10 protein-coding genes are annotated in these 12,014 nt (G+C 54.3%); 3 read left to right on the top strand and 7 right to left on the bottom strand.

Annotated features, from left to right (window positions below; genetic code table 11):
• Window positions 1-15: 15 nt before the first annotated feature.
• From phnE to AC3WOK_RS21695, 5 genes are all read right to left on the bottom strand, one after another.
• Window positions 16-795, bottom strand: coding sequence for a phosphonate ABC transporter, permease protein PhnE (phnE, locus tag AC3WOK_RS21715; RefSeq protein WP_021242916.1), 780 nt, complete (start codon window positions 793-795; stop codon window positions 16-18).
• 115 nt (window positions 796-910) lie between these two features.
• On the bottom strand, window positions 911-1,927 hold the full coding sequence (phnD, locus tag AC3WOK_RS21710) for a phosphonate ABC transporter substrate-binding protein (RefSeq protein WP_063429867.1): 1,017 nt from the start codon (window positions 1,925-1,927) through the stop codon (window positions 911-913).
• A 24-nt stretch (window positions 1,928-1,951) separates the two neighbouring features.
• Complete coding sequence (gene phnC / locus AC3WOK_RS21705; RefSeq protein WP_047345553.1) at window positions 1,952-2,740, bottom strand: phosphonate ABC transporter ATP-binding protein; 789 nt, start codon at window positions 2,738-2,740, stop codon at window positions 1,952-1,954.
• A 136-nt stretch (window positions 2,741-2,876) separates the two neighbouring features.
• The gene (gene yjdN / locus AC3WOK_RS21700; RefSeq protein WP_059312906.1) at window positions 2,877-3,314 is read right to left on the bottom strand and encodes a VOC family metalloprotein YjdN; all 438 of its coding nucleotides are present in this window, start codon (window positions 3,312-3,314) and stop codon (window positions 2,877-2,879) included.
• 80 nt (window positions 3,315-3,394) lie between these two features.
• Window positions 3,395-3,730: a zinc ribbon domain-containing protein YjdM gene (locus tag AC3WOK_RS21695; protein WP_047345551.1), complete on the bottom strand. Its 336-nt coding sequence runs from the start codon at window positions 3,728-3,730 to the stop codon at window positions 3,395-3,397.
• Window positions 3,731-4,326: 596 nt separating this feature from the next.
• On the opposite strand from AC3WOK_RS21695, the gene crfC reads away from it, so the two are divergent.
• Together crfC and AC3WOK_RS21685 are read left to right on the top strand one after the other, a co-directional pair.
• Window positions 4,327-6,681 (top strand): clamp-binding protein CrfC, encoded by a 2,355-nt coding sequence (gene crfC / locus AC3WOK_RS21690; protein WP_447854975.1) that lies wholly within the window; start codon window positions 4,327-4,329, stop codon window positions 6,679-6,681.
• Window positions 6,678-7,553 (top strand): diguanylate cyclase regulator RdcB family protein, encoded by an 876-nt coding sequence (locus AC3WOK_RS21685; protein WP_447854976.1) that lies wholly within the window; start codon window positions 6,678-6,680, stop codon window positions 7,551-7,553. The genes crfC and AC3WOK_RS21685 overlap by 4 nt, the downstream gene beginning before the upstream one ends.
• 60 nt (window positions 7,554-7,613) lie before the next feature.
• Here the strand turns inward: AC3WOK_RS21685 and kdgT are convergent, their stop codons facing one another.
• Entirely contained in the window at window positions 7,614-8,606 is a 993-nt protein-coding gene (gene kdgT, locus AC3WOK_RS21680) for a 2-keto-3-deoxygluconate transporter (protein WP_447854977.1), read from the bottom strand.
• Window positions 8,607-9,254: 648 nt separating this feature from the next.
• Here kdgT and proP point away from each other — a divergent pair.
• Complete coding sequence (gene proP / locus AC3WOK_RS21675; RefSeq protein ID WP_047345547.1) at window positions 9,255-10,757, top strand: glycine betaine/L-proline transporter ProP; 1,503 nt, start codon at window positions 9,255-9,257, stop codon at window positions 10,755-10,757.
• Window positions 10,758-10,789: 32 nt separating this feature from the next.
• On the opposite strand, the gene AC3WOK_RS21670 is transcribed toward proP, so the two are convergent.
• Complete coding sequence (locus AC3WOK_RS21670) at window positions 10,790-11,743, bottom strand: nickel/cobalt transporter (RefSeq protein WP_492355098.1); 954 nt, start codon at window positions 11,741-11,743, stop codon at window positions 10,790-10,792.
• Between the last annotated feature and the right edge of the window lie 271 nt (window positions 11,744-12,014).

The raw sequence follows: 12,014 nt of genomic DNA, 5'->3' as shown, positions 1-12,014 counted from the left end.
ACAAAGCCTCGCTTCTCAGATGAAGTGCTTACGCAAACGTTGAGAGAGGAAATCCAGCAGGCTGACGGTGACGATGATGAGCACCATCAGGGCGCAGGTTTGCTGGAACTGGAAACCGCGAATCGCTTCCCACAGGGTGACGCCAATCCCGCCTGCGCCCACCATGCCGACCACGGTGGCGGAACGGACGTTAGATTCGAAGCGGTAGAGCGAATAGGAGATCAGCAGCGGCATGACCTGGGGCAAGACGCCGTAAAGGATCTCTTCAATTTTGTTGGCTCCGGTGGCGCGAATACCTTCGACCGGGCCGGGTTCAATGGCTTCCACGGCTTCGGAAAGCAGCTTGGAGAGCACGCCGGTGGTGTGAATGAACAGCGCCATGACGCCCGCGAACGGACCGAGGCCGACGGCCACCACGAACAGCATCGCGAACACCATTTCGTTAATGGCGCGGCAGGCGTCCATCAGGCGACGCATCGGCTGATAAATCCACCACGGAACGATGTTTTCCGCGCTCATCAGGCCAAACGGAATGGAGAGGATGACGGCCAAGGCGGTGCCCCAGACGGCGATTTGCAGGGTGACCGCCATTTCGCTGAGGTAGTCTTGCCACTGGCTGAAGTCCGGCGGGAAGAAATCGGCGGCGAAGGTCGCCATATTGCCCGCGTCTTTGAAGAGCAGCAGCGGATCCATTTCCGCGCCCTTCCAGGAGATAACCAGCACCGCCAGCAGGATGGCCCAGCTTATTAGCGAGAACCAGCTGCGCTTCGGCGGCGGGAGGGTGATGGTTTGCATGTTGGCTCCTTAATCTGTTCTCCCTCTCCCTGTGGGAGAGGGCCGGGGTGAGGGCATCAGCGTGCGCATTTCCCCCTCACCCTAACCCTCTCCCTCAAGGGAGAGGGGACTTAAGTTACTGCACCGCTTTATTCACGCTGGTCATCGCGCCGAGCGCGGCGGTCAGACGGTCAAGGTCTTCCAGCTGGGCCTGAATGGTGGCCACTTTGCTGGTCTTCTCCTCGTCCTTCAGTCCCTTGTTGTCCTTCACGCCCTGCATCTCTTTAAACAGCGCCAGCTGGCGAATCGGCACCAGCTGCAGGTCGCTGGACGGACGGAACGGTGCCCAACCCAGACGTTCCAGAACCGCTTTCTCTTCCGGCGTTTTGCCATAGGTCATAAAGAAGTCGTACACCTTATCCTTGGTGCTTTCAGACAGATTTTTACGCCACACAATCGGGTCGCCGGGGATCAGCGGGGATTTCCAGATAACCTTGATCTCTTTCAGCTTGTCCGGCGCGGAGGTCTTCAGCTTGTCGAGGTTTTCGGTGTTGTTGGTGGCGACATCCACCTGCTTGTTGGCCACGGCCAGGGCGTTGGTTTCGTGGCTGGCGTTCACCGTGCGCTTGAAGTCGCTGGCGGAGGCGTTGTTTTTGGCGAAGACGTAGTAGCCAGGGACAAGGTAACCAGAAGTTGAGTTGGGATCGCCGTTGCCAAAGGTCAGCTCTTTGCGTTTGGCAAGCATGTCACTGAGGTTGTTGATCGGGCTGTCTTTGTTCACGATCAGCACGCTCCAGTAGCCCGGGGAGCCATCTGCCGCAACGGTCTGGGCAAAGACCTGGCCGTTCGCGCGGTCCACCGCTTCCATAGCGGAGAGGTTACCGTACCAGGCGATGTCCACTTTGTTGAAGCGCATCCCCTGGATAATGCCCGCGTAGTCCGGGGCGAAGAAGGCGTTCACTTTGATCCCCAGTTTGGTTTCCATATCTTTCAGGAACGGTTCCCACTGAGGTTTCAGGTTCTGCTGTGATTCCGTCGAAATAATGCCAAAGTTCAGCGCTTTTTCCTGCTCTTCCGCGTACGCCGGGCTTAACAGGGTGCTGATGCTGAACATGCTGGTAAAGGCCAGCGCGGCAACGGCTTTGTAGCTCATGTACTTTCCTCGGATCGGGTTTAATTAAGCAGCCTGCGCGTTCTCTTCGACGCGGTTAATGCTGCGGTAGAGATGGTCAAAACGGTCGTTATCAAACTGATGGCTCGCGCCATCAAAGAACACATGCCCCTGACGCAGGGCGACGATGCGCTCGCAGTAGCGCAGGGCGTAATCCACCTGATGCAGCGTGACCACCACGGTGATGCCGTCTTTCTGGTTAATGTCGTGCAGGGTCTCCATCACAATGCGGGCGGACTCCGGGTCCAGCGAGGCGATGGGTTCGTCAGCGAGAATGATTTGCGCTTTCTGCATCAGGGCGCGGGCAATGGCGACGCGCTGCTGTTGCCCACCGGACAGGGTGGACACGCGCTGGTGGGCGAAATGCGCCATACCGACGCGGGTTAGCGCCTGTAAGGCTTCCTGCTTCTGGGAAGGAGAGAACCAGCGCAGACAGGTGCGCCAGAACGGGGTGCTGCCGAGCGCGCCAATCAGCACGTTCTCCAGCACCGTCAGGCGGTTCACCAGGTTGAACTGCTGGAAGATGTAGCCCGTCTGGGCACGGCTCTTGCGGATATCGCTCGCCAGACGCCCCGCGCGCTGCACCGTATTGCCCAGCAGCTCGACGTGGCTTTCCGGCGTTTTATCGCAGGTGATAAGCCCGCTTAAATGGCGCAGAAGGGTGGATTTACCAGAACCGGATGGCCCCAGTAGCGCCACCATTTCGCCCTGCCGGACGGTGAGATCAACGGCATGCAGAGCCTTGTTGTGATGAAAGGTCTTGCTCAGTTTCTCGACGCGGATGACAGTTTGCATGTGCTGGGCCTCACGATAAATGTGGCCTCATGCTGGCGCATCAATGTGACATTTGGGTTAAGTGCAGGTTGCGGGAGTTTGAAGAGTTGAGCGGAGTTTGATGACAGGCGGAGGCAGACAGCCCTCCGCCAGAAGATTAATGCTGTTGCTTCACGACGTTAATCATCCACGGCACGCCGTATTTGTCGGTGACTTTACCGAAACCGTGTGCCCAGAAGGTCTCCTGCCAGGCCATTTCGACATTGCCGCCTGCGGCAAGGTTGTCGAACCAGCGCTTGCCTTCCGCCACGTCCTGGGTGTCAAGCACCAGCGTAAAGCCGGCGTACTGCGCTTTGCTGCCCGGCGGCAGCCCATCACTCATCATAATATCGCTGCCCGCAATGCGGACGTTGGAGTGAGCGATAGCCGAATCCGGAAATTGCATACCGGACGGACAGCCTTCCTCGCTGTTATCGCTTTTTGGCATTTCGCCGAAGGTAATTTTATAGAGAAGCTCTGCGCCGACGGCTTGCTGGTAGAAAGAAGTGGCTTCTGCACAGTTGCCGGCGAAAGAGATGTAGGGACTTAACGGCATAATCTTTACCTCACGTAAGAAAAGCCCATTAAGTGTAGTTGCGGGTGGCCCGGTAAGCGAAGCGCCACCGGGCAGGTCAATCAGTTCTTTTTCACAAACTCAGATTTCAGCTTCATCGGACCAAAGCCGTCAATTTTGCAGTCGATATTATGATCGCCTTCAACGAGACGGATGTTCTTCACTTTGGTGCCGATCTTCAGCATAGAAGAGCTGCCTTTAACCTTCAGATCTTTAATGACGGTAACGCTGTCGCCGTCTGCAAGCAGATTGCCGTTCGCATCTTTTACGACGAGTGCGTCAGCATCGTGCGCTGGCTCGGCATCATTCCATTCGTGAGCGCATTCCGGGCAGATGAACATGCCATTATCTTCATAGGTGTATTCAGAATTGCATTTCGGGCAGTGTGGGAGTTGCATATCGGTATCCTCAAAAAGTGTAAACGGGCTGGAAAGTGCCAGCTAAATGACGGCAGGGTGCCGAAAAAGGCGGCAAGTATAGCGCAAATCCACACGGTTGTCGGTGATATTGTGAATTAAAAAAAATGCTAAAAACGTATTGGGAGTGACACTTCCTGTCAGTCAGTTAAGCGATGCTTACGTCATTAACACGGTGGGAAGAAATGACGCGAAATATATAGAATATTTTATTGCCGCAAATTGCTACGCACCTCCATTTCGGATAAGGTGAAGCGACACATTGTTATTTATCTCCGGACTTCGCTGCCATACATATCTTATGGCAGGGGTGCATTACCTCTCTTTTTAGGTGGGTAAATAATGAGGATATATCCTGAAGTTTCTTAAAAATGGGCTACGCTTTTTTCTTTTGGCTATCAGGCCAGGAGAAGATCTCTACACGCCATGCAAGGATAGTGAATTATTTCTGATTATCTTCAATCAGTTATATTTCGGCGAACATGTTTTCCACACGTGATCATATAAGCCTGAACAACATAATTAATACCAGTGGCTTAATAAAAGTAATAAATTTGCGTTAAGGAAAGGCTTTTATCATGCACACACAGACCATTTTTGAATTAAGCCAGGAAGCTGAGCGTTTGTTACAGCTTTCCCTGCAAAATCTTGATACGTTGAAATCAATGCCGACGGCGATGCTGGAAAGCACAACAGCTGCCATTACGGGTGAAAAGAATAACGTTTTACCTTTGCATTTTAGCGCACGCGGTGTCGAAGCGCAGCAGGCGATGCTGAATAATGAATTACGGAAAATAACCCGGCTGGAAATGGTCCTGGCTATTGTTGGCACCATGAAAGCGGGGAAATCGACCACCATTAATGCGATTGTAGGGACCGAAGTGTTGCCGAACCGCAATCGTCCGATGACGGCGTTACCGACGCTGATTCGCCATACGCCGGGCCAGAAGGATCCGGTGCTGCATTTCTCCCATGCCTCGCCCATTGATGAATTGATCCAGCTGCTGCAGAAAAAGCTTTGCGATTACGATCGCGGGATACTGGCCCAGCGGCTTGAAATTGATAAAGACATGAATACCCTGCTGGAGCGTATTGAAAAAGGGGAAGCGTTCGAGAAGCATCACCTGGGGGCGCAGCCCATATTTCATTGTCTGAAAAGCCTCAACGACCTGGTGAGGCTCTCCCAGGCGTTAGGCGTCGAGTTTCCGTTCTCTGAATATGCGGCTATCGAACATATTCCGGTGATTGAGGTGGAGTTCGTGCATCTTGCGGGCCTGGATGCTCACCTCGGGCAGCTGACGCTGCTCGATACGCCCGGGCCCAACGAGGCCGGACAACCGCATCTGCAAAAAATGCTCAGCGAGCAGCTCTCCCGCGCGTCGGCGGTGCTGGCGGTGATGGATTATACCCAGCTTAAATCCATTTCGGATGAAGAGGTCCGCCAGGCTATTTCCGCGGCGGGAAAATCCGTGCCGCTGTATGCGCTGGTCAATAAATTCGATCAGAAAGATCGCAATAGCGACGATGAAGAACAGATCAGGGCGATGATCTCCGGCACCTTAATGAAAGGCAATATCTCGCCCGGCCAGATCTACCCCGTTTCGTCCATGTGGGCGTATCTGGCGAACCGCGCTCGCTACGAGATGAGTACGCACGGACAGCTGCCGGATCATCAGGAGCAACCGTGGGTGCAGGATTTTGCCGAGGCCGCGCTTGGGCGTCGCTGGCGTACGGCGGACCTGGACGATATCGACCATGTTCGTCATTCGGCCGATCTTCTCTGGGAAGATTCGCTATTTGAACAACCGATCCGCAAGCTGATTTACGCCGCCTATGCCAACGCCTCGCTGTTCGCTCTGCGTTCGGCTTCGCATAAGCTGCTCAACTACGCGCAAAATGCCCGAGAATATCTCGACTTCCGCTATCAGGGACTGACGGTGGCCTTTGAGGCGCTGGAGCTGAACATCGCACGTCTGGAAGAGGACATGACGCTTCTCCAGACGCGCCAGAGCGTGGTGAGCGATGAGGTGAAACATGAGGTTGAGGAGGCGCTGAACGCCACCGCGGACTTTATGGTGTCCCAAAAAACGGCGCTTCACCAGGCGATTGGCGATGTGTTCAGCGCGCACCATATTCTTGATTTGGCAGGCATCGATCGGCTGAACCGCCGCGATGACGAGCCGCAAGCGCTGAAGCAGCTGGTTCTGGACGATGAAGGGCAGGCGCAGATTGCGCTGAGTAAAATTCGCGCCTCCTGCGAGCTTATCATGCTGGACGCGCAGACGAAGATCGCCCGCGAGCTGGCGCTACGCTTCGATCAGCTGGAGTCTACGCTGGCGCGTTCCCTGAATGAAGCCATGCGCCCCATTGAGACGCGAATCAAAGAGCATCTGAGCCATGCGGGTTTTCGCGCGCGGATCAGCTTCCCGGCCTTTCAGGCGAGCCAGCTTAACTTCAACACGCGGGCGCTGTTTAACGATGCGATTGCGGAAGATGACAGCCAGGCTGCCCAGCCTTCTGGCGGGGGCAGCATGCGTGAAACGGTCTCTCGATGGCTCAATAATCCTGGCTGGGGCTGGGATGATTATGTGGAAACGCGCACGCGCTATGTTATCGACATTGCGCAGCTACATGACAAATTTAAGCAACATATTGAACAGTTTTGTGAACAAATACGTAAAGCTTTGTCCGCGCAGGTCGATGTCTCTGTTACGGCAGGGATGGCAACGTTCTTTGCAGAATTTTCGCTGTGCCTGACCGGTTTACAGGAAAGCTTGCGTGATAGCCTCGCAGTGCGTCAACAGAATGAGCATTCAACCCGAGCGCTCTGCCAGTTGTTGAAGCAAAGTATCACGACTGCGACGTGGATACAGGAAGATACCCGACTGTTACGCGATGATATTCAAACTCTATTCGCGGCAGAGCAACCATGACAACACAACTACTGGACGGCCCCGGGCGAACGCTGGAGTGTATTAATCCAAAATTTATGGTCGATCTGGTGCAGGGGATAGACGCGGCGCGTCATCCCCACCTGGGACCACAACAGCTGCAGTTTCGTGAGCGTCTGACTCATGAAATCATGACCCATACCCGTCTGCGCCCCTGGGCGATGGCGGGAATGCTCAATGAAAATACGGCGCTGCGCCTGGGGCTGGCGGAAAAACTGGCCGGCATGCTTGACCCGGGTCATCTCGCGCTGACGCTGATGGCGGAGAAGCTGATTGCGCTGCGCCAGCAGACTCACCCGCGCGCCCAGCAGCCTCCGGGTCTGACGCAGCAGTACGCTGAACTCTCTTCTCATTTTACCCAACGCGCAGCTTATAAAGAAAAAGCGCTGACCCAGCGCGGGCTAACGGTGCAGGCGGGTGAGCACAGCGAGCAGATTTTTACCCGCTGGCGGGCCGGTCATTACGATAGCTGGTCGCTTGCCGGGCGCTGTTTTATCGTCCTGGAAGAGCTGCGCTGGGGGCCATTTGGCGATGCCTGCCGTCTCGCGAATGATGATGTGGCGGCCATGCTCAAGGATAACCTGCGCAGCATGGCGGCAAACTATCTGGCACAGGGCATCAATGCATCACCCGCTACCCGCCATTTCTATCACCAGTGGCTGACAACCCCGGCTTCTCCGGGGTTGATCGATCATAAAGATATGCTGGGCTGGCTGGGGGACTGGTGTCAGGCGGATAAACATCCGGTGAGCTGGTCGGTGACGCAAAACTGGCAGACCGTCGCGCTGGGGATGCCGAGGCTCTGCTCGGCAAAACGGCTGGTGGACGGGATGGTGGAAGAGATTTTTGGGTGAATCCCTTACCCCTCACCCTAACCCTCTCCCCGGAGGGGGGAGAGGGGATGGTGCGGTGTGTTAATGATTCATTTCTATTGGTTTCGGTTCTGGCAGGGTCTCTTGCATATTCCCGTAGCGTTTCGCATACAGTGCCGTGATGATGGGCACCAGAATCGCGGTGACAATCACGCTGGCGGCAACCAGTGCCGTCGCTGAAGCCGCCACCGGTTCGAAGGCCGGGTTAATCTGGGCAATAATCACCGGGTTGGCGACGGCAGCGCCCGCGGCTGAAGAGGCGGCGACGCCCGCCGTGCCGTTTCCTCCCCCGATTACGCGGTCGGCGATAATCAGTGGAATTCCGGTGATAATGATAACGGTGACACCCAGCATAATGCCCAGCAGGCCGGTATCAAGAATGACCTTCAGGTTGATGGTGTTCCCCAGGGCGAAGCCGAAGAACGGGATCAGCACTGGCGTGGCTTTGCTGAAGAAATCACGCAGGTCGTGATCCAGATTGCCCAGGGCGAAACCGATCAGGAAGGGCAGGATCGCGCCGACAAAGTGGTGTGGTTCAAAAGATGCCAGCCCGGCAGATCCCAGGATCAGCATCGTCATCAGCGGGCCGGACTCCAGGGACATCAGCACGAATGCGCCGGACTCTTCCTTCGTCCCGTACTGGTTCATCAGGCTGGCGTACAGCCCGCCGTTGGTCATATCCATCGCCGAAACAATCGCCAGCACCGATAAACCCGCGAAGAACCCGGTCTGAATTCCATTCTCCGGAATGAACATCGCGCATATCATCGCTACAGCCCAGGCAACCGCTATTTTGGTTATCACCAGCGTTCCGGATTTCCGTAATACGGTACCCGTTGCCCGCAAATTAATGGATGCTCCGATACAAAAAAACCAGACCGCCAGAATGGGAACAGTGCCCGTTATCATTCCTTTTGTGAAACCACCAAAATAAGCCCCGGTATCGGGAGCAAGAGTATTCAGGATGGCGCCAAGTACCAGCGGTACCAGCATCATACCGCCGGGTATGCGTTCTATCGTGGCTTTAATCTTCATAGACAAACCTCACATCGGATCCCGCTGGACGGGTGATAGGTGTTAAAAATTAGTCAATAAATTCAAGTAATTGCTCTTGTTGCTTGCGATCTTTTTTCGCTGGCCCTGCAACAAAATTAAATGTGTGCTCCCGATCAACCTCATTCGAAAACAACGAAAACGCCTTATTCGGATTTATGATGCGATCATTGGAATAACGATTCAATGAAAATAAAACACCGTTTTAGTTATCTTTGTCACATATTCACTGTAAAACTTTGGGCCGGTTCCTGATGATGAAAATTTATGTAAATCTGATGTGAAGTAACGTGGTTTCTTTTTTTGTTAAGTAGGAAACAATGACGCGTGTGAGGATGTTCTTTAGGTGGAGTCAGGAAGTACTTATTGGTGCGCGTTGACAAAAACTGAACTGAGTTGACCAGCCACAAAAATATGTGTGAAGTTGATCACAAATATAAACGCTGGTAGGGTAAAAAGGTCATTAACTGCCCAGACAGGCGTCAACAGGTTCGGTTGTATCGACGTAAAACGTCAATGTAAGTAAACCTGCTACGCTTGAATAAGGTGATTCGCATGGAGCGGATCCCATGGTTCACAGAACGCAAACTGGACTGTGAAACAGACAGGGCCGAGTCAACGAGGATAGCTATGCTAAGAAGGAAAAAGATTAAACCCATTACGCTTCGCGACGTCACCATTATTGATGACGCAAAACTGCGTAAAGCGATTACCGCAGCCTCGCTCGGTAATGCGATGGAATGGTTCGATTTTGGTGTCTACGGCTTTGTAGCCTATGCGTTAGGTAAAGTATTTTTCCCTGGGGCCGATCCCAGCCTGCAGATGATTGCCGCACTGGGTACGTTCTCCGTTCCCTTCCTGATTCGTCCGCTGGGCGGTCTGTTTTTCGGTATGCTCGGCGATAAATATGGTCGCCAGAAGATCCTTGCCATCACCATCGTCATTATGTCGATCAGTACATTCTGTATCGGCCTTATACCTTCTTACGCCACCATCGGCATTTGGGCACCGATTCTGCTGCTGATTTGTAAGATGGCTCAGGGCTTCTCGGTGGGTGGGGAATATACCGGTGCCTCGATCTTCGTTGCAGAATACTCTCCGGACCGTAAGCGCGGTTTTATGGGCAGCTGGCTGGACTTCGGCTCGATTGCCGGGTTTGTCATGGGCGCGGGCGTGGTGGTTCTGATTTCAACCGTGGTGGGTGAAGATAACTTCCTCGACTGGGGCTGGCGTATCCCGTTCTTCCTCGCACTGCCGCTGGGCATTATTGGCCTGTACCTGCGCCATGCGCTTGAAGAGACGCCTGCGTTCCAGCAGCACGTTGAGAAACTGGAACAGGGTGACCGCGAAGGGCTGCAGGATGGTCCGAAGGTGTCGTTCAAAGAAATTGCCACTAAGCACTGGCGCAGCCTGCTGACCTGTATTGGTCTGGTGATTTCGACTAACGTCACCTACTACATGCTGTTGACCTACATGCCGAGCTACCTGTCGCATAACCTGCACTACTCGGAAGATCACGGTGTGCTGATTATTATCGCCATCATGGTGGGTATGCTGTTTGTGCAGCCGATTATGGGCCTGTTGAGTGACCGTTTTGGTCGTCGACCGTTCATTATCCTGGGAAGCGTTGCGCTGTTTGCTTTGGCAATCCCGGCATTTATTCTGATTAACAGTAATGTGCTGGGGCTGATTTTTGCCGGTCTGCTGCTGCTGGCGGTGATCCTTAACTGCTTTATCGGGGTGATGGCCTCAACGTTGCCCGCGATGTTCCCAACGCACATTCGCTACAGCGCGCTGGCCGCGGCCTTTAACATCTCGGTGCTGATTGCCGGTCTGACCCCGACGCTTGCCGCTTCGCTGGTGGAGAGCACGCAGAACCTGATGATGCCGGCTTATTACCTGATGGTGATTGCGGTGATTGGTTTGATTACGGGTATTACCATGAAGGAGACGGCGAACCGTCCTCTGAAAGGTGCGACGCCTGCGGCGTCTGACATCCAGGAAGCGAAAGAGATCCTGCGCGAGCACTACGATAACGTAGAGCAGAAGATTGAGGATATCGACGCAGAGATTGAAGAGCTGCAGAAAAAACGCTCCCGACTGGTGGACCAGCATCCACGCATCAACGAGTAATAAAAAACCCGCCGCTGGCGGGTTTTCTTTTATTAGCATCCGGCAGCGATGTAGTCGCCATTGGCGCTGATGGGTATCACCGTCAGGAAAAGGACTGTCGCGAACAGGATCAGGACTATCCCTCCGGCTATTTTGACTGCCGGCACCAGCCATCTTAATGAGGCGCTTTCTCCGAACCAGGTCACCGTGCGCTCGCGGGCATAACGAACTGCCAGCGAAAGTCCCACAATAGAAAGCGCAGTTCCCAGAGACATGGTCATGACCGCGGCCACTCCCCAGGTGACAATCCCCAGCGCATTCGAGAACATCAGAATCATGATCGCCCCGCTGCACGGACGTGCGCCTATCGCCAGAATGACGCCCAGTCGCGTTTTCCAGTCGCCCTGCGTCAGGTCTGCCCCCACGCCGTGGTGGCCGCAGCCACAATGTTCATCATGCTGATGAAGGGGCTTGATGGTGGAGATAGTCATCCTGCGCGGGCGCAGGCTCTTCAGCGCCTGGTAAATGACGAATGCACCAAATGCGCCAATCAGCACTGCGCTTATCTTCTCCACGTACCAGCGGCTGGTGCTGATATCCCCTGAGGCGAGGTTAAACCCCACCGCCAGAATAAAGACAAACAGAATGGCGCTGACGCCCTGCATCAGGCTACCCAGGAAAGGGACGACCCGGGCAGCCAGCTCGCTTTCCTTATTAGTAGTCAGGTAGGTCGTCACGATGAACTTTCCGTGCCCGGGACCAATGGCGTGGAGAACGCCATAAAGGAAAGCGCCCGTTAACAGCCATAATCCGCCGCTGTACTGGTGGTTATTAAGCTGCAGCAAATACATCACCAGATAGCGGTGCAGCGTAATTTGTGTGGCAAGACACCACTGGATAAAGGCATTCCAGTGCGTATGCAGGGTAAAACCGGCAAAGAGGATTGCCAGCAGCATCACCCCTGCTGTAGGGAGACGCCAGTCGCGGGCGAGGCGTTGTATGGTCATGAGGGTGAGCCTGCACAGAGGAGAGTATTTGCCGCTAGTATAGTTGATCTTCCCGTTCAATTCGTAGGATCGCGTCGGGATCTGTTCATGATTGTGGATAACTTTGTGCATAAAAGGGTATAAGGCGGGGTTTTGCTGGGGAATGCAGCAGTCAGTCATTTTTTTGCAACTTTTCGGTTGCGGTCGCTCGGGAACTCCCTATAATGCGCCTCCATCGACACGGCGGATGTGAATCACTTCACAAACAACCCGGTCGGTTGAAGAGAAAAAA

It is taken from the genome of Enterobacter sp. FW301-JW81 (genome assembly GCF_058788735.1).
This window is presented reverse-complemented; position numbering and strand designations above follow the sequence as displayed.